Source organism: Arthrobacter sp. G119Y2 (assembly GCF_038069765.1).
Lineage (GTDB): Bacteria > Actinomycetota > Actinomycetes > Actinomycetales > Micrococcaceae > Arthrobacter_B.
The window spans coordinates 615,742-640,974 of record NZ_JBBPFS010000001.1; the positions used below are offsets into that span (position 1 = coordinate 615,742).

General features: G+C 64.7%; 23 protein-coding genes. 8 read left to right on the forward strand and 15 right to left on the reverse strand.

Annotated features, from left to right (window positions below; genetic code table 11):
• The first annotated feature begins 19 nt into the window (after nucleotides 1-19).
• From WKB88_RS02930 to WKB88_RS02940, 3 genes are read left to right on the forward strand one after another with little or no spacing between them, the layout of a single operon-like run.
• Nucleotides 20-478 (forward strand): hypothetical protein, encoded by a 459-nt coding sequence (locus WKB88_RS02930; RefSeq protein ID WP_341393042.1) that lies wholly within the window; start codon nucleotides 20-22, stop codon nucleotides 476-478.
• Nucleotides 475-819 carry a transcriptional regulator gene (locus WKB88_RS02935; RefSeq protein ID WP_341393043.1) on the forward strand — a complete coding sequence of 115 codons (345 nt, stop codon included), beginning with the start codon at nucleotides 475-477 and terminating at the stop codon, nucleotides 817-819. The genes WKB88_RS02930 and WKB88_RS02935 overlap by 4 nt, the downstream gene beginning before the upstream one ends.
• Nucleotides 816-1,394 (forward strand): sugar O-acetyltransferase, encoded by a 579-nt coding sequence (locus WKB88_RS02940; RefSeq protein WP_341393044.1) that lies wholly within the window; start codon nucleotides 816-818, stop codon nucleotides 1,392-1,394. Before WKB88_RS02935 ends, WKB88_RS02940 begins: the two co-directional genes overlap by 4 nt.
• A gap of 3 nt (nucleotides 1,395-1,397) precedes the next feature.
• Here WKB88_RS02940 and WKB88_RS02945 read toward each other — a convergent pair whose 3' ends face one another.
• From WKB88_RS02945 to WKB88_RS02975, 7 genes are all read right to left on the reverse strand, one after another.
• Nucleotides 1,398-1,637 (reverse strand): helix-turn-helix domain-containing protein, encoded by a 240-nt coding sequence (locus WKB88_RS02945; RefSeq protein WP_341393045.1) that lies wholly within the window; start codon nucleotides 1,635-1,637, stop codon nucleotides 1,398-1,400.
• Nucleotides 1,637-2,290 carry a hypothetical protein gene (locus tag WKB88_RS02950; protein WP_341393046.1) on the reverse strand — a complete coding sequence of 218 codons (654 nt, stop codon included), beginning with the start codon at nucleotides 2,288-2,290 and terminating at the stop codon, nucleotides 1,637-1,639. The genes WKB88_RS02945 and WKB88_RS02950 overlap by 1 nt, the downstream gene beginning before the upstream one ends.
• Before the next feature lie 253 nt (nucleotides 2,291-2,543).
• A complete protein-coding gene (locus WKB88_RS02955) occupies nucleotides 2,544-3,278 on the reverse strand; it encodes a DUF72 domain-containing protein (RefSeq protein ID WP_341393047.1) in 735 nt (244 codons plus the stop codon).
• A 111-nt stretch (nucleotides 3,279-3,389) separates the two neighbouring features.
• Nucleotides 3,390-4,010, reverse strand: coding sequence for an L-threonylcarbamoyladenylate synthase (locus tag WKB88_RS02960; protein WP_341393048.1), 621 nt, complete (start codon nucleotides 4,008-4,010; stop codon nucleotides 3,390-3,392).
• Nucleotides 4,011-4,242: 232 nt separating this feature from the next.
• Complete coding sequence (locus WKB88_RS02965; RefSeq protein ID WP_341393049.1) at nucleotides 4,243-5,766, reverse strand: HNH endonuclease signature motif containing protein; 1,524 nt, start codon at nucleotides 5,764-5,766, stop codon at nucleotides 4,243-4,245.
• A gap of 607 nt (nucleotides 5,767-6,373) precedes the next feature.
• On the reverse strand, nucleotides 6,374-7,123 hold the full coding sequence (locus WKB88_RS02970) for an SDR family NAD(P)-dependent oxidoreductase (protein WP_341393050.1): 750 nt from the start codon (nucleotides 7,121-7,123) through the stop codon (nucleotides 6,374-6,376).
• Complete coding sequence (locus WKB88_RS02975) at nucleotides 7,120-7,842, reverse strand: TetR/AcrR family transcriptional regulator (protein WP_341393051.1); 723 nt, start codon at nucleotides 7,840-7,842, stop codon at nucleotides 7,120-7,122. Before WKB88_RS02975 ends, WKB88_RS02970 begins: the two co-directional genes overlap by 4 nt.
• A 195-nt stretch (nucleotides 7,843-8,037) precedes the next feature.
• On the opposite strand from WKB88_RS02975, the gene WKB88_RS02980 reads away from it, so the two are divergent.
• Together WKB88_RS02980 and WKB88_RS02985 are read left to right on the forward strand one after the other, a co-directional pair.
• Nucleotides 8,038-10,386, forward strand: a complete 2,349-nt coding sequence (locus tag WKB88_RS02980) for a transglycosylase domain-containing protein (protein ID WP_341393052.1) — start codon at nucleotides 8,038-8,040, stop codon at nucleotides 10,384-10,386.
• Nucleotides 10,387-10,627: 241 nt separating this feature from the next.
• A complete protein-coding gene (locus WKB88_RS02985) occupies nucleotides 10,628-10,837 on the forward strand; it encodes a hypothetical protein (protein WP_341393053.1) in 210 nt (69 codons plus the stop codon).
• A gap of 27 nt (nucleotides 10,838-10,864) precedes the next feature.
• Here the strand turns inward: WKB88_RS02985 and WKB88_RS02990 are convergent, their stop codons facing one another.
• Nucleotides 10,865-12,559, reverse strand: coding sequence for a PucR family transcriptional regulator (locus WKB88_RS02990; RefSeq protein WP_341393054.1), 1,695 nt, complete (start codon nucleotides 12,557-12,559; stop codon nucleotides 10,865-10,867).
• Between the two features lie 131 nt (nucleotides 12,560-12,690).
• Here WKB88_RS02990 and WKB88_RS02995 point away from each other — a divergent pair, with 131 nt between their 5' ends.
• The 3 genes from WKB88_RS02995 (at nucleotide 12,691) to WKB88_RS03005 (ending at nucleotide 16,043) form a co-directional block, all read left to right on the forward strand.
• Nucleotides 12,691-14,178, forward strand: coding sequence for a CoA-acylating methylmalonate-semialdehyde dehydrogenase (locus WKB88_RS02995; protein ID WP_341393055.1), 1,488 nt, complete (start codon nucleotides 12,691-12,693; stop codon nucleotides 14,176-14,178).
• A 28-nt stretch (nucleotides 14,179-14,206) separates the two neighbouring features.
• Nucleotides 14,207-15,583: an aspartate aminotransferase family protein gene (locus WKB88_RS03000; protein ID WP_341393056.1), complete on the forward strand. Its 1,377-nt coding sequence runs from the start codon at nucleotides 14,207-14,209 to the stop codon at nucleotides 15,581-15,583.
• 193 nt (nucleotides 15,584-15,776) lie between these two features.
• Nucleotides 15,777-16,043: a GlsB/YeaQ/YmgE family stress response membrane protein gene (locus tag WKB88_RS03005; RefSeq protein ID WP_341393057.1), complete on the forward strand. Its 267-nt coding sequence runs from the start codon at nucleotides 15,777-15,779 to the stop codon at nucleotides 16,041-16,043.
• 90 nt (nucleotides 16,044-16,133) lie between these two features.
• Here WKB88_RS03005 and WKB88_RS03010 read toward each other — a convergent pair whose 3' ends face one another.
• From WKB88_RS03010 to araB, 7 genes are read right to left on the reverse strand one after another with little or no spacing between them, the layout of a single operon-like run.
• Nucleotides 16,134-16,385, reverse strand: a complete 252-nt coding sequence (locus tag WKB88_RS03010; protein WP_341393058.1) for a hypothetical protein — start codon at nucleotides 16,383-16,385, stop codon at nucleotides 16,134-16,136.
• 43 nt (nucleotides 16,386-16,428) lie between these two features.
• The gene (locus tag WKB88_RS03015) at nucleotides 16,429-18,750 is read right to left on the reverse strand and encodes a beta-L-arabinofuranosidase domain-containing protein (protein WP_341393059.1); all 2,322 of its coding nucleotides are present in this window, start codon (nucleotides 18,748-18,750) and stop codon (nucleotides 16,429-16,431) included.
• Nucleotides 18,751-18,803: 53 nt separating this feature from the next.
• Nucleotides 18,804-19,814: a LacI family DNA-binding transcriptional regulator gene (locus tag WKB88_RS03020; protein ID WP_341393060.1), complete on the reverse strand. Its 1,011-nt coding sequence runs from the start codon at nucleotides 19,812-19,814 to the stop codon at nucleotides 18,804-18,806.
• A gap of 46 nt (nucleotides 19,815-19,860) precedes the next feature.
• Complete coding sequence (locus tag WKB88_RS03025) at nucleotides 19,861-21,117, reverse strand: FAD-binding protein (RefSeq protein ID WP_341393061.1); 1,257 nt, start codon at nucleotides 21,115-21,117, stop codon at nucleotides 19,861-19,863.
• Nucleotides 21,118-21,174: 57 nt separating this feature from the next.
• A complete protein-coding gene (gene araA / locus WKB88_RS03030) occupies nucleotides 21,175-22,686 on the reverse strand; it encodes an L-arabinose isomerase (protein ID WP_341393062.1) in 1,512 nt (503 codons plus the stop codon).
• A gap of 45 nt (nucleotides 22,687-22,731) precedes the next feature.
• Nucleotides 22,732-23,409, reverse strand: coding sequence for an L-ribulose-5-phosphate 4-epimerase (locus WKB88_RS03035; RefSeq protein WP_341393063.1), 678 nt, complete (start codon nucleotides 23,407-23,409; stop codon nucleotides 22,732-22,734).
• Nucleotides 23,406-25,154 carry a ribulokinase gene (araB, locus tag WKB88_RS03040; protein ID WP_341393064.1) on the reverse strand — a complete coding sequence of 583 codons (1,749 nt, stop codon included), beginning with the start codon at nucleotides 25,152-25,154 and terminating at the stop codon, nucleotides 23,406-23,408. Before araB ends, WKB88_RS03035 begins: the two co-directional genes overlap by 4 nt.
• Nucleotides 25,155-25,233 lie beyond the last annotated feature (79 nt).

A 25,233-nucleotide genomic window follows, 5' to 3' on the forward strand; every position in this document is an offset into this window, starting at 1 on the left:
CACCGGCGGGGGAGATGCCATGAATATCCATGGACCACAGGAGGCCCGGGACGCCCTTCGGAGGGCAAACGAGGCTGTCGAGCAGGGGGCACGCGCCGGCGCACGCCCCTGGTGGTATCCGGTTGGGCTCGGATTGTCTGCCGCGTTTGCCCTGGGCTCATTCGCAGTTCCGTGGCTGACCACTACCGGTGTGGTGCTGGGCGGTATCCTCTTTCCCCTGGCTCTGGAGGCGATGGCGCGCCGCCGTTCCGGTGCCTCTCCCGTAAAAACCTACTGTGCACCCGGATTCCGGGTTCCGTCGGCGGTCTTTGTGGTTCTCGGAGCCGGCCTGTGTGCGTCGGCTCTTATCCTGCTCAAGGCTTCAGGCAATGTGGTTTTCGTTCTCGTTGCTGCTGTTCTGCTGGGGATCGTGACCGCCGCCTGCACCTGGAGCGTCAGCCGCCGCCGTACCGGATACGACGCCGGTGCCGCGCGGTGACCGCGCCGCAGTTCAGCTCCCTGATTCATCCGGAGCAGCGCATGCGGATTTGTGCTTTTCTTCTGCCCAATGATGAGGTCGCCTTCACCGCCCTGCGTGATGCTCTCGCTCTGAGCGAATCCGCCCTAAGCCGCCAACTCAAGGTTCTGGCGGACGCCGGAATCGCCGCCGTCGCCCGAGAGAAGGGTGTGCCGCGCCCGCGTGCCTGGGTAGCCCTGACCCCGGAGGGCCGCGAAGCCGTCCGGGGCCATCTTGCCGCGCTCCGGGACATCGCCGCCCAAGCTGATCCGGGGGCGTCCGATACGGTGGAAGCTGCCGACCGAAAGGCTGCCTTGCGATGACAGACTACTTTGCCGGAGATCCCCGTTCGATGCGGGAGCGGATGGAGGCCGGTGACCTTTATATCGCTGACGATCCGGAACTGGCGCAGCTCAGCATCAGTGCCATCGAGCTGGCCGACCGCTATAACCGAACCTGGGCGCAGGACCGGGGCGGAGCGGCGGAGATCCTTCCCGAGCTGCTGGGCGGTTTGGGTGAGGGGTCGGAAATCCGGCCGCCGATCCATGTGGACTACGGCAGGTACCTGACAATAGGGTCCCGCACCTTCATCAATTACAATTTCACCGCCCTGGACGTTGCTGCGATAACGATCGGCGACGACGTCCAGATCGGTCCCAATGTGCAGCTGCTGACGCCCACGCATCCGGTGGAGCCGGCGCCCCGGAGGGACAAGCTGGAGGCAGCCCAGCCCATTACCATCGGTGACAATGTGTGGATTGGAGGCGGAGCGATTGTTCTTCCCGGAGTTACCGTAGGGGAGAACTCCGTCATTGGTGCCGGTGCCGTAGTCACGCGCGATGTGCCGCCGAATGTGGTTGTTGTCGGCAATCCGGCACGCGTGGTGAAGAGCCTCTAGGCCTTACCGCCCCTGGGGCAGGTCCTTGAGGACCAGAAGCTCTCCGATGGAACAATCCAGTGCCCGGCAGATTGCCGTCAGGGTGGAAAACCGAATGGCCTTGGCCCGGTCATTTTTGAGGACGGAGAGATTTACGATGCTGACGTCTACCCGCTTGCTGAGTTCAGTCAGTGTCAGGTTTCGTGCAGCGAGCAGTTCGTCCAGCCTGCAGTGCACCGAAGAATCAAGATCAACCGGAGGCACTACACAAGCCCTTCGCCGTCGCGCTGGAGCCTGCTGCCGATGTGGAAGGCTGCGGCCAAAAGCGCAAGGAAGATTCCCAGCGCCAAGGTGAGAGCATCACCTGCACCGAGGACGTAGCCTGCCGTGAACGGTGCGTCCGCAAGGGAAATACCTGCGTCAACCAAGATGCGTTCGTTGATGTTCGTCCAGGCCGAAGGCAGAGCCACTGTTCCGATGATCATCACAGCAGATGAAACCGCGAATCCGACCGTCATCAGGCGACCGAACGGCTTTCCCCGGTAGAGGCGGTGGCAGAGGTAATACACAAAGGCAAAGAAAAGGGCAATGGCGGCAAAGCCGACACCCATTAGCGCTGCATACTGCGCCAGCCCTTCGGACTCCACCCCTTCCAGAGTGAGAATGAAACTCTCCGGAGTTCCCGACGTAATCTTCGGGCTGAGTTCGGACCAAGTGCCGTCCGAGACCGGGGCTGCCGGCAGCAACAGCTCCACTTCCCCCTGCAGGGTAAACACGGTGTGGGCAATTCCCACCCCAACGCACAGCAGGATGATCAGTCCGGAAAGAACCATGCTCGTGATCAGTCCTGCTTTCCGGGCAGTTGCGGCGCCCCGGCGGGCTACCGCTGTTGATACATCTGATAGTGCTGCTGTCATGATTCCTCCACGGAGATGCGTCGCTGGTTAACGACTGTCGTTATATCGAATACCGTTAACATAACGGTATTCGATAAACATCGCAAGGCGTTTCCCTGGCGCTGCGAGGCGCCGCGGGTACGGAAGGCGCGGGAGGTACGGGAGGCGCCGCGGGTACGCGAGACGCCCCGGGTACGGGAGGCGCGGAGGAGCGGCAGAAATGGTGGGCCGCCGTGCAGCCCAGGGGCAGCCTGAGCCAGCGAGCAGCCTGAAACTACTTGTCCCCAGCCAGCAGCGCGTGCAGGGTGCGGGCGTTGCGAACGGCGTGCCCCTCGCCGTCGTTGTTGAAGTACATGTAGACATCCCTGTCCGACCGTTCCCATTCCCGTATCCGCTCCGCCCACCAGCGCAAATCAGCATCGCTGTAGGAGCCGGCGTAGAGGTGTTCATGGTCGGGTCCGTGCATGCGTACGTACACGAATGACGCCGTTGCACGCAGGTTACAGGGCAGGCGGGCTCCGCTCATGACGGTGTATGCGGCGTCGTGCCGTGAAAGCAGGCTGTACACGTCTTCGGTTTCCCAGCTGGGATGACGGAACTCAACAGCAGTTTTAATGTCCCCGGGAAGTGCGGACAGGAAGTAGTCCAGCCGGGCGTCGTCGCGCTCCAAGTTGGGCGGCAGCTGCACGATGAGGACACCGGCTTTATCTCCGAGTTCCTTCCAGCAGCGGCTAATGCGCCCGATCCACTCTTCAGGCTCCCGCAGCTTGCGCGCATGCGTCAGCCCGCGCGGTGCTTTGACGGAAAACCGGTAGCCGTCCGGCAGCCGCTCCCGGTAAGCAGCAAACGCGGGTTCGCGCGGCCACCTGTAGAAGCTTCCGTTGTACTCGACGGTGTCGAATTCGGCTGCGTAGGTTTCGAGCCAGCGGCGGTTCGGGAGACCGGGCGGGTACAGCACGTTCCGCCAATGGTTGTAGCTCCAGCCGGAGGTGCCGATGTGCAGTGCCATGTCCCCAGCCTGCCACGGAAGGATGGCTGTGTGCTTATTCGAAGTGCCGGTGCAAAGGAAGTGGCGGCGTGCTTATTCGAAGTGCCGGTGCAAAGGAAGTGGCGGCGTGCCTTACTCGAAACGGGAGGGATCTCCAGTGCCGTGCCGGACAACTTCCGGCTCTCCGCTGGAGAAGTCGACGACAGTGGTGAGGTCCGGCGGGCAGAACCCGGCATCCAGAACAGCGTCTACCTGGTGGTCCAGGCGTTCCTTGATCTCCCAGCCTTCGGTCAGGGGATCCTCTTCGCCGGGCAGCAGCAGGGTGCTGGATATCATCGGCTCTCCCAGTTCTTCCAGCAGTGCCTGCACAACTTTGTTATCCGGGATACGGACGCCTACGGTCTTCTTTTTGGGCTGAGACAACCAGCGCGGCACCTCCTTCACTGCGGGCAGGATGAAGGTGTAGCTGCCCGGGGTGACGGCCTTAATGCTGCGGAAGGTGTCGTTGTCCATCTTTACGAACTGACCGAGCTGCGCGAAGTCCCTGCACATAAGCGTGAAGTGGTGTTTGTCGTCCAGCTGGCGGATCGAGCGGATCCGGTCCAAAGCATCCTTGTTGCTGAGCTGCGCTCCGAGGGCGTAACAGGAGTCCGTCGGGTAGGCGATCAATCCGCCTGACCGCAGGATTGCAACAATCTGACCTATGCTGCGCTGCTGGGGGTTCTCCGGGTGGATGTCAAAGTATCGTGCCATGCCCTGAGCTTACCGCTGATGGTGGAGGCTCCTGCGGCTGAGAGGCTGAAGCCGTTCCTACGCTGATCAGGAGGGCCGGCTGTTCCCACCACTGTTCAGAAGGGCTGGCTGTTGAACTGAGAACTCATTCCGCAGCCCGCAATTCCGCAGCCCCCAGTTCCGCCGCTCTGCTCGTGTCGCAGCCAGCCAGCACGCATGCCAGTCTCAAAGCGCCGCCCGTCCGGCAGCCCCGCTAGAAGGGCGGCGGGTCATCCCCATAATCATCTGGGTCTAGTTCAACTCTTTCAACCTCACTGCCCTCCGCAGCAGTCGTGGCCGTGTCTCTGGCCGTAGACAAGGCCGTAGACAAGGCCGTAGACAAGGCCGTAGTCGCAGATACGGCCGAAGTCGCAGACGTGGGTGTGCTGTCGGACGTGGCTGTGGTCGAAGATGTATCCAGGGTGAGGTCTGGTTTGGTGCGGTACTTTCGTCCTCCCGGTGAGGTCCACTCAATAATCCCGGGACTGGGCTGGCAGGCTTTCCAGAATCCTTTGGTTTTGAACATGTGGTGCCGCCGGCATAAATGTTCCAGGTTGTCGTGATCGGTGGGACCGCCCTGCGCCCAGGGTTTGGTGTGGTCAATCTCGGAGATCACCGCATTGGTCCGGCAGCCCGGGAACCGGCACGTCCCGTCCCGGACCCGCAGCAACTGCTTCAACCCGTCCGGTACTTTCCGCCGCTTACCCACCCGCAGGATCTCCTCAGTCTCCGGGTCCCGCTCCGCCGGCGTCCACTTCGCCGCCTCGCGGGCCATCCGCCGGGCTCTTTCGGGGCTGATCGGCCCATACCCGACCAGTTCCGCAGGCTGGTCATCGGCTCCGAAGAGAGTTTCAGCAGTGATCACCACCAGAATCTCAGTCCGGGCCCTGGAACCATGACCTATACGGCACGACCCGGAACCGGCACCATCCTTTTCACCGGTTCCGGTTCCGGAACCGCTGCCCTTCCGGGCGCCGTTGCCCCCGCCGCCTTCGCCAGCGCCCTTCCCGGCGCCGGTGCCCTTGCTGCTGTCGCAGCCCCCGGAACTGCACCCATGCTCATGACCACCCAAAAGGTCCGCCACGATATCCGCCCGCAACTGATCCACGCTCCGCGTATCTCCGGCCGCCTGCTCACCCCGGGCCGCAACACTGAGCCGGTGATAAATCCCCTGCGCAGTCTCCGCCGGCAGCATCGCCGAAAACCACGACATACCGTCAGGCTCATGACGCACCCACACCGACCGCCGATCAAAAGCCGTCCGCTGCCGCTCAACAATCGTCTGCGGATACTGACTCTCCCTCAACCGCCGAGCCTTCACCCGGAACTGCGCCTTCGTCTGTCCCGCAGCCAAACCCAGCAGCTTCGCCTCAAACACGGGCACATCCGCCGGAGCAATCCCCACACACTGCTCCAGAACCGTCTCGGCATGCCCGTAACTGATCTCCCCGGCCTCCAGACTCCCCAACGTGGCAGTGTTGGCGGTGCACAGATCACCGGCCCGGCTCATCAACGCCGTTCCGGTACCGGTGGGAACCCCCAGAATCGTAGCCGCTTCCTCGGCTGCCAGACTGAAGGCCATCTCGGAATCCGGCCGGCCCGAAACGAACATGCTCTCGGACTCGTAAATGTTCTGCATCCGGGACAGGACCTTCGCCTGCTGCGCCTGAACCCACCGGCCCAGCACATTCAACCGCGACAACACGGCACCGGTTTCTTCCTCGTTCAGGCACTCCACGTTCCGGAAGGCCAGAGCCCCGGTAAACCCGTCCCGGGAGCCAGGCCCCGACGGTTCAAAAGCGCCACCGGGAGCAACAAAACCACTGGGGGAATGGGCTACTGCGGCAACAGCCGGATCAGTTTCACCGGCCCGATCAGAAACCTCCGGACCGGGCCCGGCAACAAAAACCGACAGGCTGCACACTGCTGCCTGTCCGCTGTTAGTGCCGGGTCCGGGGCCCGTCGAAGATCCGTTCTGATCCATGACCTCAGGATTTCACCCGCCACCGACATTTCCAGCTCCACAACAGACCAAAACAGGCCCAAACCGGCCCTATTGTTGACGGTCAAATACCCGTCTTTTGCCAGAGGCTACCTAGTCACCCAAGTCGCCGGTGGCCACTAGTGCAATGCCACTAGTCCAAGCCTGCACAGTCGTGGGCTCAACGACCTCGGGAACCGACACCCCGGCAGCCACTTGGCGTCGCCCGCGCCCCGGCTGTCACTGCCGCGCAACAGCAAGACGCGGACGACAACGGCAGCCGCATCCGCTGCGGCGTCGTAAGCAGCACCTCGGAGGTGCGCTGCCAAACCCGCCACAGCGCTTCCCCGGAGGTGTAACCGCTCTAGTACAGCTTGATGGTGCCGCCGTCGGCCATCAGTGTCTGGCCGGTCAGGTAGCGGGATTCATCGCTGGCAAGGAATGCCACGATCGGTGCGATGTCCGTCTCCGGATCGCCCAGGCGGCCCAGCGGGACGCCGTCGACCACTTCCTGGTACTGCTCCGGGTAAGCCTTGCTCCACTCCACAATTCCCGGAGTCAGCGCGACCGGACTGACGACGTTGGCGCGGATGCCGTCCGCTGCCCACTCGTTTGCCGCCGTACGGGTGATCGCACGGATGGCTTCCTTGGCTGCGGCGTAGGCCACCTGATTTGGCAGGCCCTTGATACCGGCGCCGGAACCGAAGTTGATGATGCTGCCGCGGGTCTTTTTCAGTTCCGGATGGGCCGCCTGCATCAGGTACAGAGTGGCCAGCGTTCCGGTGCCGAAGGACAGGTTCCAGATCTCCGGCGTCGTTTCCAGAATCGGTGCCTGCTTGGATGCGTGCGCGTTGTTGACGAGGATATCCAACTGGCCGAAGCGTGCCACCGTCTCGGCGACAATTTCGGCAGCGCTTTCAGGCAGGGAGATGTCCTTGCAGATGAAAATCAGTTCGCCCAGGCTGCCCAGGTCGGCCACGAGCTTCTCGCCCTGCTCCTGGCTAATGTCCACGACGGCAACCTTGGCGCCCTCGGACAGGAAGTGCCGGACAATACCCTGGCCAATACCGCCGGCGCCGCCGGTGACAATGGCTGTCTTGTTGCTCAGTTTCACTGTTGTTCCTTCTCTAAGCCGGAGTGCTTTTCCTGCCGCATCCGGATGCTTGATGTGATTCGTGCTTCCACGCCGAGGAGAAAACTGCCCACGGCGAAGTCCAGGGACTTCCGTGAGGCGTCGTAGGTAATCCCTCGTCCGCGGAACTTGGCGGTAAGGGAACCGTGAGGGGCGCCGTCACCGGATTCCAGGGGTACGACGGCGTTGGGCCGGGTGGGGCGGTGCCGTCCCGGTCCGGGATTCGCGGCCAGGGCCAGAACTGCAGTCCCGATCACAACACCCGATAGTCCTACGACACAGTCAAAGCAGTCGTCCTCCGGAAGCCCTGCCGCATTGAGCGCCTGAAGGAGCACTTCGAGTTCCTCGGTGGAGGCCATGTCCAGCAGCCGGCTCGGCCCCAGGACAATCTGCAGCAGCCAGGGGTGCTTGTGGAAGTCGTCCCAGAGTGCCGCGGCCATGTGCTGAAGCATCTCCTGCCACGAGGCCGGGGTGGGCGGCAGAAGGACAAACTCACGGCCGGCCTCGGCTGCCATAGCCAGCAGCAGGGCTTCACGGTTTTCCACGTGGCGGTACAACGCCATGGCAGAGACCCCGAGGATGTCGGCAACGTTGCGCATGGAGACCGCTTCGAGACCCTCGCGGTCCGCCAGTTCCAGTGCACATGCCGCGATGGCAGCAGCAGACAGGGGACCGCGGTCAGGATCGGGACGAGAATTCATGTTTACAGCGTATACGCGTCAGGGCTCCACCGAAACCCGGCACGCCGGTGTGATCTTCTTCTCATGGAACAGGGCGGCGGCAGACGGACCAGCCGCAGGAAACCGCCGCCGACGGCGGGATGCGGCTAAGGTTCTACTCGTTGTGACAGAGGCCGTCAAGTATGGCTCCACAGAAACGGGTTGTATCTTAGGCGGATGCGACAAAACAACTCCTCCTTGCTGGGCAGACTCGGCACCTCCGGCCGGCTTGTGTTGTTTTTGGCGGTGAGCGCCCTCTGCGGTGCCCTCGTCGCCGGCATCTTCATTCCCACCACGGCAGTGGCAGCTTCCGGCGCAAACCAGGTCCTCGATTCACTGGAGGACCTGCCGAACGAGCTCGAAACCGGCCCCCTGGACGAGGGTTCCAAGATCTACTCGGCCGACGGCCAGCTGATCGCTTCGTTCTACGCGGAGAACCGGATACCGGTGACGCTGGAGAACATTTCGCCGTCGATGCAGGACGCGATTATTGCCATTGAAGACAACCGCTTTTACGAGCACGGGGGAGTGGACGTCAAAGGCGTGGCCCGTGCAGTGGCATCAAACCTGACGAAGGACAGCACGCAGGGCGCCTCCACGCTGACCATGCAGTACGTGAACAACGTGCTGATCGACCAGGGTGTTGCCGAAGGCAAGAGCGCTGACGAGCTCACGGTCAGCGGAACCAAGAACATTACGGACAAGATCCGGGAGGCGAAGCTGTCCTTCGCCGTCGAAAAGGAATACTCCAAGGAAGAAATTCTTGAAGGTTACCTGAACATCGTCTTGTTCAGCGGCCGCACCTACGGAGTTGAGGCGGCGGCGCAGACCTTCTTCGGCGTCCCCGCAGCCCAGCTGAACGTCCCGCAGTCGGCAATGCTCGCCGGCATGGTGCAGTCCCCGAACAACTTCAATCCGCTGACAAACCCCGAGGGCACGCGCGACCGCCGGGATGCGGTGCTGTCCGCGATGCTTCGCTACGACAAGATTACGCAGCAGGAGTACGACGACGCCGTCGCCTCCGATCTGCAGCTGAACCCCCAGCCCGCGGCCCGCTCCGGCTGCGTGGGTGCCGAGATGGCGGAGTACTTCTGCAGCTACGTGGAGCAGGTAGTGCTGGCCTCCGAGGAGTTCGGCGCCGATGAAACGGCCCGTGCCAAGCTGCTGGCCCGCGGCGGCCTGACTATCACCACCACACTCGATTCCAGGCTCCAGGAGCAGGCCCAGGCCCAGATCGAGGCGCAGGTCCCCACCGGAGACGCCTCTGGAGCAGGTTCGGCAATGGTTTCAGTGGAGCCGGGTACCGGCAAGATCCTGGCCATGGCCCAGAACACGAATTACACGCCGGAAGAAGGCGCCGGCAACACGCAGCTGAACTTCAATGTGGACTCGGAAATGGGCGGAACCGCCTACGGCTTCCAGCCGGGCTCAACCATGAAGCCCTTCACCACCGTGGCGTGGCTCGAGGCCGGAGGAAGCATTGATGATGTCATTGACGCTTCCCGGACCACCTATCCCGCCGGATATGACTGGACTGCCAGCTGCCTGCCCGAAGACGCGTATTTCGACGAGTGGAAATTCAAAAACGCCCAGGAAGGGTACGAGCGCAGGATGACCGTGGGGGACGGGCTGACCTGGTCCGCCAATACGGCCACCGTGGCGCAGGCTTCCCAGCTGGACCTGTGCGACATTCGTGACGCGGCCACCCGCATGGGTGTCCACCGCGCCGTCGACGGCGAACCGCTGGAGGTCAACAACCCCTCCTTCGTGCTGGGCGGCCAGGAAGTGGCGCCCATGACGATGGCAGCAGCGTTCGCGACCTTTGCCAGCGGCGGAGAGTACTGCGAACCCATCGCGCTGACGCAGGTGTCCGATGCCAGGGGCCGGTCCTATTCCGTGCCCGAGGAGCAGTGCTCCCGCGCAATGTCCGAGGAAGTCGCGAAAGAGGTCTCGGAGCCGCTGCAGAAACTCGTGGAGAGCGGTCCCGGAGGCATCTCGCCGCTGGGTGTTCCCGCAGCAGCGAAAACCGGCACTACCGATGTCTCCGAGCAGACCTGGACCGTGGGCTACACGCAGGGCATTTCCACTGCGTCCTGGGTGGGTAACTGGACCTCGTACTCTTCGCTGAACGACCTTCCGATCAACGGCGTGACCCGCAGCTATGTGGACGGCTCCACCATCGCCGGCGCGCAGTGGACCGACTACATGCGCGCCGTCGCACCGCTGTACGCAACCGGTGGCCTGACGGACCCGAACCGGGTACCGTCCCCGTCACCGGTGCCCGAGCAGGACAATGAGCCGGAACCGGAAGCACCCCGGGAGGATCCGACGCCGGAACCCGAGCCTTCATCTGCCCCCGGCGCGGGCGAAGGTGCCGGCGAAGTTCCGGAACCCGCACCGCCGGCAGAGCCCGAGGTTCCCGGGGTCCCCGCGCCGACCGCTCCCGCTCCGGCCCCGGCTCCGACTGCAGTTCCGGTACCCACACAGCCGCCCGCAACAGCCATCCCCGGAGCCCCCGGCGAGTAGCTGTAAACTTGCGGATGTAAAAAATGCTCCCCGACCCCTGACCGGGCCGGGGAGCATTTTTGTCTGTGACGCTTGTGTGTTCGGCGGACTCCCTGCACTCTGGATAGCCGAAGCCGACAGCGGCGGCGGGGCGCACCGGCTTCGCTGCCTTGGCCGAGGTCCGTTATCCGTCCACCATCTGCCGGAGGCTCCCGTGTTCTTGAACAGCCTGATCCATGGTCATGGCCATCGGCATTCCCGGATGCTGGAGCCGCCCGCGCTCAGCGCCAGGACCCTGGCCGTTGGCGCCTTCTCCCTGGGCGCCCTCGCCATGGGTGCGGTGGCTGTTGGTGCACTGGCCATCGGGAGGGTCAGCATCGGCCGCGCCGACATCAAGGAGCTGTATGTGGGGCGCCTGCAGGTGGACGAACTCATCGTCACGGAATCTGCGGGTCCCGAGATTCAGTTATGACTGCGCGGACCCAATGGTAAGCGACCGTCACAGCGTCCGCAGCCGGTATACGAGCAGGGCCACGTGCAGCGATGTCCGGGATTCGGCATCGTCGAGGTTCAGACCCAAAAGGTCTTCGAGACGGCTGAGCCGGGCGTAGAGCGTGGGCCTGCTCAGGTAACTGGTGCGTGCCAGGGCGGTCTTGTTGCCGCCGGATTCCAAAAAATGTCCCAGCAGTTCGAGATGCCCTTCCTCGCCGCGGGCCTCGGCGTCGAGGATCCCGTGCAGCTCGGATTCAACGAACTGCTGCACGCGCGGGTCCTTGCGCAGCAGGGCCAGCAGGCCGCGCAGCCGGATATCGGTGGCCCGGTGGTATTCCCGGCCGTGACCGGGCAGGGTGGCGGCGGCTTCGGCGACGTGGTCGGCTTCGTCAATGCCCGCAGCGGCTTCCAGCAGGGAATCCTGAAGGCGCCCGACGCCGATGGTCCACCGGGCTGCTCCCGGGCCTTCCCGGCCCCCTGAACCATCCGGGCCCGAACCCACCCGACCCAAACCGTCCTTCCGGTCCTCCGCCAGGGCTCCGGCCAAGGCATGAAGCACCCGATCCTCAGCCTGCTTCGACGGGAGGGCCAGGATCATTCCCACCGAGCCGGATTGAATAACGGCGCTGAGGGCAGTGCACGGCAGCGGTTTCAGGGCGCGGGCCAGCTGCTCCAGCAGCATGCGTTCCTCCTGCTGCCCGGCGAGCGGATCGCCGTCGCTGGAGGACACTTCTGTCCGCGGAAAAACGGCCGGTGATCCGCTCCGGAAGACCACCGGAAGGTAGAAGGGCGAGCGTTGCAGGCCCAGGGCGGCCGCTCGGGTCTGCGCTTCGCCCTCACCCAGGCCGCGGGGCTGGCGCAGCGCGTTCAGCAGCCCGGCCTGGGCCTGCTGGTTCAGGTCACGCCGGTCCCGCTCGGCGAGCCGGTTGATGGCAAGTGTCTGGGCGGCCCGTTCCAGCACCATGGCTGCGGCGCCGTCGTCGTCCAGTACCGCAGGGACCACCAGCCGCCCCCACACCTGGCGCCGCACGCCCACCGGTGTCTGGAGCCAGTCTCCGCTGCCCCCGCGGGATGTACCTGTCGTCGAGTGGGTGATCCGGGATCTGCGTTCCCAGTCGTCCAGCAGTACCGCTGTGTCAACGTTGCGCGCAGCGTACGCGAGCACCAGATGGGAGAGGTCCTCCAGCACCACCGGAGCGCCGATCATGGCCGCGGCCTGCTCCACCACCTGCTGAGTTCCGGCACTTTCCAGGCTCAGCATCGTGAAGGCTTCGTGGACGGCCCGGGCGCGTTCCACCCGTTCCAACTGTTCGGCCACAATGAGCCGGTGCACTATTTCGGTGATCTGGACAAAACGCACGCGCCGGCGCACGACGACGACGGGCAGGGCAGCCGCCGATGCAGCCCGGGCCAGCGCCGCGAGGCTCTCCTCCCGGTTGCCGATGACTTCCACGATGAGGCCCGACGCTCCCGCCTCCTCAAGCGACTGGACAAACACGGCCGTCTGGCCGGGGTCCTTTTCCAGTTCCAGGCCGGTGGTCAGCACGAGTTCCCCGCCGGAAAGCAGTCCTGAAACATCGAGGACCTCGCTGACATGAACCCAGCGCACCTGGTGGTCCAGGCCCCCGGCGGAACCCAACAGCGACGGCTCGGCATCACGCAGGACGGGGAGGGCCAGGACGGACCGAACTGTGGGCAGCATTTACACAGGGTAAAGCACCGGCCCCGAGGCCTTACAGACTGTTACTTCTGCGGCAGGTGGAACAGCGGCACACTGGTCCCAGACACTTCGGCCGACTTGAGCCGGACAGGCCAGCCCCGCAAGGAGAAACCGTGGACAACATCAGGCACTGGATCAACGGCCGTTCCGTCCCGGCCGGAGCACGCACCGCTCCGGTGACAAACCCGGCCACGGGCAAGGTGACAGGCCAGGTGTCCCTGGCCACCGAGGATGAGGGCGCGGCGGCCGTCGCTGCGGCTGCTGCCGCCTTCCCTTCATGGCGGGATACGTCCCTTGCCCGGCGGACGCAGATACTCTTCGCTTTCCGCGAGCTGCTCAACGCCCGCAAGGGTGAACTGGCCGCCATCCTCACCGCCGAGCACGGCAAGGTGCTCGACGACGCGCTCGGCGAAGTCAGCCGCGGCCAGGAAGTGGTGGAATTCGCCTGCGGCATACCGCATCTGCTGAAGGGCAGCTTCACCGAAAACGCATCCACCGGCGTGGACGTGCATTCAGTCCGCCAGGCGCTGGGGCCCGTGGCGATCATCAGTCCCTTCAACTTCCCGGCCATGGTCCCGATGTGGTTCTTCCCGATAGCGCTGGCCGCCGGTAACACCGTGGTGCTGAAGCCGAGCGAGAAGGACCCGAGCGCGGCAAACTGGCTGGCGGAGCTGTGGAAGGAAGCCGGCCTGCCCGACGGCGTTTTCAACGTCCTGCACGGGGACAAGGTGGCGGTGGATACGCTCCTGACCCATCCGGATATCAAGGCCGTGTCTTTTGTGGGTTCGACTCCGATCGCCAGGTATGTCTATGAAACGGCAACCGCCCACGGCAAGCGCGTCCAGGCCCTGGGCGGCGCCAAGAACCACATGATCGTGCTGCCCGACGCCGACCTGGACCTGGCCGCCGACGCTGCGGTGAACGCCGGCTTCGGCTCCGCCGGGGAACGCTGCATGGCCATCTCCGCGCTGCTTGCGGTGGGGAACATTGCCGATGAACTGGTGGACAAAATCGCCGAGCGCACCGGAGCGCTGCGTACCGGTGACGGAAGCCGCAGCTGCGACATGGGCCCGCTCGTCACGGCAGCACACCTCACCAGGGTGGCGGGCTATATCGACGCCGGAGAAGCCTCAGGCGCCACAGTGGTCGTGGACGGCCGCACCGTCACACCGGACGCAGAAGGCGACGGATTCTTCGTGGGACCGACCCTGTTCGACAACGTCACAACCGACATGTCGATCTACCAGGACGAAATCTTCGGCCCGGTTCTCTCCGTGGTCCGCGTGGACAGCTACGAGCAGGCCCTGCACCTGATCAACACCAACCCGTACGGCAATGGAACGGCCATTTTCACAAATGACGGCGGCGCGGCGCGGCGCTTTGAAAATGAGGTGGAAGTTGGCATGGTGGGCATCAACGTCCCCGTGCCGGTGCCCATGGCTTACTATTCGTTCGGTGGGTGGAAGAACTCGCTTTTCGGTGACACCCACGCCCACGGAACGGAAGGCGTCGGGTTCTTCACCAGGGGCAAAGTGGTCACCACCCGCTGGCTGGATCCGAGCCACGGGGGAATCAATCTCGGCTTCCCGCAGAACGCCTGACCGGCGCCTCAACTGAAAGGCTATGGATATGACTTCCACAATTGACGGCGGAGCTCCGCCGCTGCTGGACGCCGAGGGTGCACAGCGCGCCTACGACCTGGACCGCAAGCACGTCTTCCACTCCTGGTCCGCGCAGGACCTGCTCGATCCCATGGTCATCAGTGCTGCCCGGGGCTCCTACGTGTGGGACGGGGAGGGCAACAAGTATCTGGACTTCTCCTCACAGCTGGTGAACACCAACATCGGCCACCAGCACCCCGCCGTCGTTGCCGCCATCGCCGAGCAGGCAGCGAAACTCTGCACCATCGCGCCGAGCTACGTCAACGACGCACGGTCCGAAGCGGCCCGGCTCATCAGTGAACGGACGCCGGGGGAGCTGAACAAGATCTTCTTCACCAACGGCGGTGCGGACGCCAACGAGCACGCGGTGCGGATGGCGCGCCTGCACACCGGCCGGCAGAAGGTCCTGTCGGCTTACCGTTCCTACCACGGCGGCACCCAGCTGGCCGTGAACCTCACCGGAGATCCCCGGCGCTGGGCCAACGACACCGCCAGCACCGGCACCGTCCATTTCTTCCCGCCCTACCTTTACCGCACGGCGTTCCACTCAACCACGGAGGAAGAGGAAAGCTCACGGGCGCTGGAACACCTGGAACAGCTGATCGCCTACGAAGGTCCCGGAACCATCGCAGCCATCATCCTCGAATCCATTCCCGGAACGGCCGGCATCTACCTCCCGCCGCCGGGATACCTCCAGGGCGTCCGCGAGCTCTGCAACCGCTACGGCATCGTCCTCATCGCGGACGAGGTGATGTCCGGGTTCGGACGCACCGGCAAGTGGTTCGCCGTCGAACACTTTGACGTAGTGCCGGACCTGCTGACTTTCGCCAAGGGGGTCAACTCCGGCTATGTCCCCATGGGCGGCGTGGCCATCAGCCCGGAGATCGCCGCGACCTTCGGCACCCGGGTCTACCCTGGCGGGTTGACCTATTCCGGCCATCCGCTGGCTGCTGCGGCCGCGGTCGCGACCATCAACGCCATGGAGGACGAAGGTATGGTGGCGCACGCAGCGGAGCTCGGGCGCACGGTCATCGGACCGGCACTGGCAGACTTCGCCGAACGTCATGAGTCGGTGGGCGAAGTCCGGGGCACCGGCGTGTTCTGGGCCATTGAACTGGTGAAGGACCGGGCGACCAGGGAACCGCTGGCACCGTACGGCAGCTCCAGCGGGGAAATGAACCAGCTGCTGGCCGCCTGCAAATCCCGCGGCCTGCTGCCGTTCGCGAACTTCAACCGCATCCACGTCGTCCCGCCGTGCAACACCAGCGCCGCCGACACCGAGGCCGGGCTCGGAATCCTGGATGAAGTGCTCGAGGTTGCCGACGGGCTGGTCCGGGAGCAGTAGCCGGCTTAGGCATGCTGAGCGATAGTTTTCCTCGGTGCCGGCTCCCAAGTTTGGAGCCGGCACCGTGTGCCGGGCAGCCTCCGGTGCCAGAATGGGTGGGGATGTCCGAGGCCGTCGCCTAGAATGATAAGGATGCTTACAACTGTGGACAGCGTCCGCAGCGGAAACCAGCCCCTTCCAGAAGGAGAACACCATGATCGGATTCATCGTTGCGGGACTCGTTATTGGCGCACTGGCCCGCCTGATCAAGCCCGGCAAGCAGAATCTGAGCCTGCTGGCCACGCTCCTGCTCGGACTGGCCGGGTCCGTCGTCGGCGGCGTCATTGCTTCCCTGGTCGGAAGCGGCGACATTTGGGAACTCAACATCTTCGGCTTCATTGTGGCTGTTGTGGCCGCAGTCCTGCTGATTGGCGTGGCTGAAAGCATGTCCGGCCGCGGCAAGGGCCAGGTCCGCCGTTAAGGCGGGGGCGCAGGCCAGAACGGGCTGCGTCGCTGGGATAAGTCGCTGGGATAAGTCGCTGGGATAAGTCGCCGGGACTAGTCCCGGCGACTAATCGTCGGCCAGTGACGCACCCGGGGGAACAGGACGCCCGGCTTTCGCCAGCTCAAGGTCAAAGACCTTCCGTTCAACGGAGTCCAGCCGCCGCTGCAGCGTTTTGTTCGCTTCGACCGCCTGCTGAAGCTCCCGGGAGGCGGCTACCCCCGGAGCCTGTTCACGGTTCACCACCATCCGGACGATCTCCGTGAGCCCGTAAACGGCCATTCCGGCAATAGCAACAAGTGCAAACCAAGGGATATCCATGGGCTGATCCTAGGTGCGAAATGCGGAAAAACACGGTGCGACGCTAAGAATCTTCCGCCGCGGGTGCACCCAGGAGCTGTATCTGCAGAAGATCTCCGGTCCCGCCGCCCGGCCGGGCAGTAATCCGGACCCTGTATGCCCCGTCTCCCGGACGTACAGCGGGAAGCTGGTACTCGTGCGTGGCGTCAGGGACGCTGTCACCCGGCAGGGCGTCGGGGGACGTGTGAACGCCGTTGATTTCCACCCGGGCTCCCTCCGCTGATCCGGGCTGGAAGGTGAGCCGCAGCGTTTGGGCACGGCCGTCCGGATCGGTGAGCAGGTAGGAGAACCAGCCCGAAGCCGACCGCCAGTGCCTTGTGCCGTCGCCGCCGGCGGTTGTTCCTTCGCCGGCAAAACCGTGATCTGCTTCGGGCTGCTGCTCGCCGGCCGCCACTGCGTCAATGACGTTGCATGCTGCAGCCTCTGCGCGGTCGGCGGAAAGAAGCGCGGACCTTATTGCCTGCGGATCAGTCCCGGCCGGAAAGTAGACGGTGTAGCGGTCCTCTGACAGGCCTGCAAAAGGCACCAGTTCCACGGCAACGGACGCGCCGTTGAGCCAGGCGGACAATTCTGCGGTCAGCGGGGAACGCGTCCGGACGACGGCGGCAGCAGCGGGACGGGCTGCGGTAACCACGGGCGTCGATGCCAGAGGCCGTTTCGGGCCGGAAGCTACATGGCCCATCCTCGTGTCCTCCGCATCAAAGGTCAGGGCTTCGGCGGTTCCTGTTTCAGCAGGTGAGTCCGGGACTCGGGCGGCAAGGACCGTGGCCCCGTAGACGAAGGATACCCACGGCGAGCCGTCCGGCAGGTACTCAGCGCGTATTTCGGCAGCGAACCGTACGGTGACAACTGAGGTGCCTGACCATCGGCGGCGAATCCGGACTCCGGGCGCGTCATTGCCGGATCCGGATGCGGGCCCGCAACCAGTCTCGTCCTTAAAAGCCAGGGGAACGCCGTCAATTTCCACCTGCATGTCCGTCGCCCAGCCCGGGCGGCGGAGCCGCAGCATACAGTCCAGGGGTTCGTCCGCATGGACCGTCAGCACAGCCGTGTCCGACTCCATCAAGTCAGCCTCAAGGTGCAGCCGCAGGCCCAGTTCCGTGCACTCCAGTTCCGCGGCGATATAAAGGTTCACCTCCAGCGCTTCCGCCGAACGGCTGAAAATCAGTTCGCCGTAGCGGGAGTGGTTTTCCAGCCCGGACCCCGCGCAGCACCACATCGATTCCTGCGGCTGGGAGTAGACCCGGTAATGGCCCGGCCGCATGGGCGTGAAGTACGCAAAGCCGCCGGTGCCGGGCCGCTGGGAGGACAGGATGTGGTTGTAGAGCGCCCGTTCGTAATAGTCGAGTGCTGCCGGATCTCCCGTCTGCTCGAACCGCAGCTGGGCGAGCTTAAGCATGTTGTAGGTGTTGCAGGTTTCCGGCCCCTGCACATCGGTGACCATAGGGGAGAAATCCCCGGACGGGTGGAAATGTTCCCGGACGCTGTTGCCGCCGATCGAAACCGTGCGCCGGGTGCGGACTGTGGTCCAGAATGTCTCCGCAGCGGCGGCATAGCTCCGGTTTCCCGTGAGTCCGGCGAGCCGCGCATAGCCAACAACCTTGGGAATCTGGGTGTTGGCGTGCAGCCCGTCCAGTTCATCACGGCCGGCCGCCAAGGGCTCCAAAATCCGGCGGTGCGAAAAGCGATGGGCTGCCGTCAGGAAACACGACCGACCGGTGGCCGTATAGAGCAGTGCGAAGGCATCATTCATTCCTCCGTACTCGGTAATCAGGACGGATTCGAAGGCAGCGTCCGGGAGTCCTGAAGTACTGTCCACCCACCACTGGCCCAGGGCGGAAGCCATGGACAAGGCCCGCTGCGAACCAACGTATGCAAAGGCATCGAGGAGCCCGGCCAGTGTCTTGTGCAGGCTGTACAGCGGAACCCAGCGGCCGTTCAGGATAAAAAGATCCGCCTCGATGCGGGCGGCGGCCAGTTCCCTCCCCAGCTGCTGCCCCCGGGGAATGCCGCCCAGGTACCCGTTGCCGGCTGCCCCCTGGCACCGCTCGAAAACGTCAAGGACATGCTCCAGACGGCTGCGGACCCGGCTGTCCCCGGTGGCGGCGAAAAACCTGGCAAGGGAGGACAGGTAGTGGCCGCCCATATGGCCGCCCATGCCGTCCGACTCCCAGCTGCCGTACGGTGCTGCGCCGGGGTCACCAACAGCTCCGGCAAGGCCTGCTTCTGCCAGATAAGGTGCGCAGAGCCGGTCCGCATCCAGAGCCAGCAGGTACTCGAGCGCAGTCTCCTGCGCGCGGGCGAACGGGCCAGACAGCAGGCGCACGTCGTTCAGCGGAAAGGCCGTTCGGCGCACCGGGGAACTTCGGGAACCGGACATCAGCGGGGGGCCGTTGATTCCCGTGCCACAACCCGATATTTCGTTTCCACTTGCTGCGCCCCCGGAGCAGCCGTTCCGTTAATCCGGTCCACGAGGAGCTTCAACGCCGTCCGTGCAATTTCGCCGCGGCCCGGATCCACCGTACTCAGGGTCGGCAGCGTGTAGCGGGTTTCGTCGAGGTCATCGAAGCCGATCACCGCAACGTCGTCGGGCACCCGGCGCCCCGCGTCCTGGAGTACGCGCATGGCGCCCTGGGCAAGGGTGTCGTTAAAGCCGAAGACGGCGTCGAACTCCACGCCCTTCTCCAACAGCTCATGCATAGCCGCTGCTCCGTTGGCCCGGTGCCACATCCACATGTAGGCCACCAAGTCGTCGTCGTACGGCACGCCGTGGCGCCGCAGGGCCTCCCGGTAACCGCGCAGACGCAGGCCTGCGGTTCCAATCTCCTCATTTTCATGGGCACCCACCACGGCAATGCGCCGTCGTCCCTGCGCAAGCAGATGCTCGGTGGCCGCCTGCGCACCCTCCACGTTCTGCATGACCACGTGGTCGCTGCCGGTGGAAAAGACCCGCTCTCCCAGCAGCACCAGCGGCACCGGTGACTTCACCAGCTCGGCATCTTCCTGGCCCATGCCGAGCGGACTGAAAATCAGCCCGTCGGACATCCTCAGCCGCGGACTGGCCAACAGCTCTAGCTCGCGTTCACGCAGGCCGCCGGTCTGCTCAATCAGGACCACCAGGCCCAGATCATCGGCGCAGCTGATGATGGAATCGGCCAGTTCCGCGAAATACGGCAGGCGCAGCTGCGGCACAGCGAGAGTGATCGCTCCCGTGTGTCCCGAACGGAGGCTTCGCGCGGTCAGGTTTGGCCGGTAGCCCAGTTCGCTGATGGCGGTTTCAACTTTTTCCCGGGTTGTCGGACGCACATTTGGATGGCTGTTGATTACGTTGGAGACCGTCTTGAAGGAAACCCCTGCAAGCCGGGCCACATCATGCAGGGTGACTGCCATGTTCTATCGTTCCTCTTTCTTCAAGGCCGGGCCCCGGGCACGGGCCCTAGCCCAGGACCTTCCGGGCCAGGAAGGCGTTGGCGAACTTTCGTTCCGGATCCAGCCGGCGGGCAAGGTCCTGGAAGTCCCCGAAGCGGGGGTACAGCCCCTGCAGCTCGGCCCGCTCCAATGTAAACAGCTTTCCCCAGTGCGGGCGGGGCTTCAGCGCAGCGAGTGCCGCTTCCATCTTCGCCAGCAGAGCCTCGACGTCGGCCTGCAGGGGTTTCCACGTGAAGTGGAACCCGACAGTTTCCTGCCCGTAGCTGCTGCTCAGCCACAGATCATCACGGGCCATCGTCCGGATTTCGCAGACCTGGAGCAGGGGAGCGATGTCCGCCGACATGCCTCGCAGAATTTCCAGCGCTTCAAGGGCCGAGCCGCGTTCCACGAGGTATTCGCTCTGAAGCTCATCGCCGTTGCTCGGCGTGAAGGCCAGCCGGAAGTGCGCGAGCCGGTCCGACCAGGACCCCGGAACACCCATTTGCTGCGAACAGTTCACGGCACTCATGCCCGGCAGCGGGTGCATCGGCTCCGCAGCGGCGGTTCCCCCGAAGAAGGCGCCCGCTCCGGCGTACGGCATCTCCGTGTCGGTCCGGCTCTTGAGCCACACTTGTGACGCCGCCGGGCCGGCCAGGGAGCTGAAGATACTGACACTGTAGGCCGCGGAGGTGATGGCGTCGAAGTTTTCCTCAACGGAAGTCCACGGGACGTCGGTAAACACGTCCTGGCGCACCTCGAAGGCCGGTTCAACCTCCAGGGTGATGCGGGTGAAGATCCCCAGCGCGCCCAGGGAAACCACCATTCCGTTGAAATCGGGGGAGGACCGGTCAACCCGCAGGACTTCGCCGTCTGACGTCATCAGCTCCAAGGCGGCCACGGTGGTGGCCAGGTTCCCGTTGCGGTTCCCTGAGCCGTGGGTGGCGGTGGCAACGGCTCCGGCCACCGAGATATGGGGCAGCGATGCCAGATTGTGCAGCGCGTAGCCGTGCTGCACCAGGAACGCTGCCAGATCACCGTAGCGGGTGCCCGCGGTAACCGTCACCGTCCGGGCGAGCCGGTCCAGGACCGGCTCGCCGTCCAGCTTCTCCAGATTCACCATCAGCCCGCCGGAATCGGCGATGTCGTTGAACGAGTGCCTCGTGCCGACGGCGCGAACGGACCCGGCCGACGTCACCAGGGATGACAGCTCGTCCAGGGTGGACGGCTGCGCCACGTCCGTGGCGGAGTAGCGCAGGTTGCCGGCCCAGTTGTATTCCTCGAGCACGTTGTAGCCCCTTCAGGTGAGGTGGTCGGATCGGGTTCAATCCGGAGAGTGCAGGGGCTAGAAGCCCTGTGCCAGCCGATAATACGCGGAGTTCAGCTTCAGCTCGTTAACGAACGACGCAGTGGTGGTGGCGCCGTCGATCAGTGCCAGTTCCACTCCGGCGATGCGGGCAAAGTCCTCCCAGACGTCACGTCCCAGCGCGGTGGACATCACCGTGTGGTGTGCGCCGCCGGCCGAAAGCCAGCACTCCGCCGAGGTTTCCAGGTCCGGAGCGGGCTTCCACACCGCACGGGCCACGGGCAGGTTGGGAAGATCCTGCTCGGGGACCACGTTTTCCACGATGTTGGCGGTGAGCCGGAAGCGTTCGCGCATGTCGGCCAGGGAAACGACGACGGCGGGCCCTGGATCTGCAGTGAAGACCAGGCGCACCGGGTCATCCTTGCCGCCGATGCCCAGCGGATGGATTTCCAGCGCCGGCTTTGACGTGGTCAGCGACGGGCAGACCTCGAGCATGTGCGCCCCGAGGATCACCTCGCTGCCCGGTACCAGGTTGTAGGTGTAGTCCTCCATCAGGGAGGCCCCGCCGGGCAGGCCCTCGCCCATGACCTTGGCGATGCGGACCAGGACGGCGGTCTTCCAGTCGCCCTCGGCGCCAAACCCGTAGCCGTCGGCCATGAGCCGCTGGACGGCCAGGCCGGGCAGCTGCTGCAGGCTGCCCAGGTCTTCGAAATTGGTGGTGAAGGCGCCGAAGTTTCCTGCTTCGAGGAAGGACCGCAGGCCCAGTTCCTGCCGCGCGCCGTAGCGCAGCGACTTGTGCCGGCCGCCGTCGCGCCGCAGCTCCGGAACGACGTCGTACAGCTCTTCGTACTCGGCGACCAGGGCATCCACTGCCTCTTCGGACACTGCGTCCACTGCCTCCGCGAGTTCGTTCACGGACCAGGTGTTCACGGAAACCCCGAACTTCACCTCCGCCTCGGTCTTGTCGCCCTCGGTGACGGCGACGTTGCGCATGTTGTCACCGAACCGTGCCAGCTTCAGGCTGCGGATTTCATGCCAGCCGGCCGCTGCCCGTGCCCAGGAATCGATCTTGGCCTGGACTCGGGGGCTCGAGACGTGCCCGACGACGGTTTTGCGGCTGATGCCGAGCCGGGAAGAAATGTAGGCAAACTCCCGGTCGCCGTGCGCGGCCTGGTTCAGGTTCATGAAGTCCATGTCAATCTCGGCCCACGGCAGCTCAACGTTGTGCTGCGTGTGCAGGTGCAGCAGCGGGCGCTGCAGCTTGGTGAGACCGCGGATCCACATCTTGGCGGGGGAGAAGGTATGCATCCAAGTGATCAGGCCAATGCAGGCCTCCGAGGAGTTGGCCGCCAGGATCACTTCCTGGATGGCATCGGAGTCCTTCAGGACAGGCTTGAAGACAATGCGGTACGGAATGGCGTCAGCCTCGTCGAGCTGGCGGGCAATGTCGCCTGCCTGCTCCCGGACCTGGGCCAGGGTGTCTTCGCCGTAGAGTCCCTGGCTTCCGGTGAGAAACCAGATTTCGCGGGCGGGGGCAGTGCTGATGGTCATGAAGAAATCCTTTTTCCGAGAGTGTTGGGGGAGCGGTGCTCCGAATTATTTTTGGCCGTACACGTTCTGGTAGCGCTCGTACAGGCTGTCGATGTGCGGCTGTGCGATGGGCAGCAGGTTCCCCAGCTGGCGGCTGATGTGCACGGTGCGCGCAACTTCCTCGCAGAGGACCGCTGATTTCACTGCCGACCGGGCGTCCTTGCCGATGGTGAACACGCCGTGGTTCTGCATCAGGACGGCGGTGGAGCGGTGCCCGGAGAGCACCTCGACGATGCCGCGTCCGATGGAGTCGTCGCCGATCAGGGCGAACGGACCCACCGGGATTTCCCCGCCGAACTCGTCCGCCATCATGGTCAGGACGCAGGGGATGGCTTCTCCGCGGGCCGCCCAGGCGGTGGCGTAGGTGGAGTGCGTGTGCACGACGCCGAACACGTCCGGCATATGCCGGTACACGTAGGCGTGAGCGTCGGTGTCCGACGACGGTGCGCCGCCGCCGTCGAGCGCAGTGCCGAACAGGTCGGTCAGGACCATGTTCTCCGGAGTGAGATCGTCATAGGAAACACCGGAGGGCTTGATGATCATCAGGTCCTGTTCCGGGACGCGCGCCGAGACGTTGCCGGCGGTCCAGGCCACCAGTTCGTTGCGGGTGAGTTCGGCGTGCAGGTCGCTGACCTGGCGGCGGAGCCTGTCCACGGTGCCGAGGACGTCGGAGGTAAGGGTCACAGTGCCGGTTCCTTTGCTGCAGTTTCTTCGGGTGAACGTGTTTCCGGCGCGGCCTCCGCTGCTCCGGCGAGCAGGCCTGCCGCTGCTGCGCGCTGGATCTTCTTCAGCCGGTGCATCACCTCGTTGGCGCCGCGGCCGAAGTAGTCATGGAGGGTGCGGTATTCCTCGTACAGGGCGTTGTAGGCGGCCACGTTTTCCGGAACGGGCTGATAAACCCCGCGCCGGACCCGGCCCATGGCGGCCGCGGCCGAACGCACATCCGGGTATGCTCCGGCCGCCACTGCTGCGTGGATCGCAGAACCCAGGGCCGGCCCCTGATCCGAGTCGATGACAGAGAGGGGCAGGTTGATGACATCGGAGTAGATCTGCATCAGCAGCGGGTTCTTCAGCAGGCCGCCGGCCACCACAAATTCGGTGACGGGAACGCCGCTGGCGTTGAAGGCCTCGATGATGGTCCGCGTGCCGAAGGCCGTGGCTTCCAGCAGTGCGCGGTACATGTCCTCGGGACGGGTGGCCAGGGTCTGGCCGACAAACACGCCCGAGAGTTCATGGTCCACCAGCACCGACCGGTTGCCGCTGTGCCAGTCCAGGGCCACCAGGCCGTGCTCGCCGATGGCCTGGGCGGAGGCCAGTTCCGTGAGGTATTCGTGGACGCCGGTGCCGGCCTCGGCCGCGGCGTCCACGTAGCGCGGCGGAACGCAGTTGTTCACGAACCAGCCGAAGATATCACCCACGCCGCTCTGTCCGGCCTCGTAGCCCCAGAGGCCTTCCACGATGCCGCCCTGCACGGCGCCGCACATGCCGGGAACCTCGTGCAGTTCACCGGAGTTCATGACGTGGCAGGTGGAGGTTCCCATGATGGCGACCATCTGGCCGGGCTCAACGGCATTGGCGGCCGGGGCTGTTACGTGGGCGTCCACGTTGCCGACGGCAACGGCAATGCCCTGGGGAAGCCCGGTCCATGCAGCCGCACGGGCCGAGAGCGTGCCGGCGGCCGAGCCGAGCTGGCCGATGGTGTGCTCCAGTTTGTCGGTGACAAAGCCAGCAAAATCGGGGTTCAGGGCGGCGAGATAGTCCGCTGAGGGGTAAGCCCCGTCCTGGTAGATGCCCTTGTAGCCGGCCGTGCAGGCATTGCGGACGTAGGAATCGGTCAGCTGCCACACAATCCAGTCCGCCGCTTCCACCCAGTGGTCCATGGCGGCGTAGATTTCCGGGTCTTCCTCCAGGATCTGAAGCGCCTTGGCGAACTCCCATTCCGAGGAAATGAGTCCGCCGTAGCGTCCCAGCCAGGATTCTCCCCGCTCGGCTGCGAGCGTGCTGATCCGGACGGCCTGCCCCTGGGCGGCGTGGTGGCGCCAAAGCTTGACATAGGCGTGGGGGCGTTCCGCGAACTCTGGCAGTTCATTCAGCGGGGTGCCGTCGCCGGTGACGGGGACCATGGTGCAGGCGGTGAAGTCGGTGGCCAGACCGATGACGGCTTCCGGGTCAATGCCGGCCTCTGCCAGGGCAGCGGGCACGGCCTTGCTGAGGACTTCCACGTAATCCTGCGGAACCTGCAGAGCCCAGTCCGGGGGCAGCCGGACGCCGGTGCCGGGAACGTTGTCCGTGATGACGGCATGCGGATACGGGTGGACGGCGGAGCCAAGCTCGGTGCCGTCGGAGACCCGCACCACCACGGCCCGTCCGGAGAGGGTGCCGTAGTCCACCCCGATGACGTATTGCTCTTCCGGATCGGTCCTGCTCATGGGTCCTCCTGTGGCGGCCGGAGGGACCGGCCGAACGAATCGTCGTTGATCTTGTTAGCGCTAACAATTAGATGTTTGC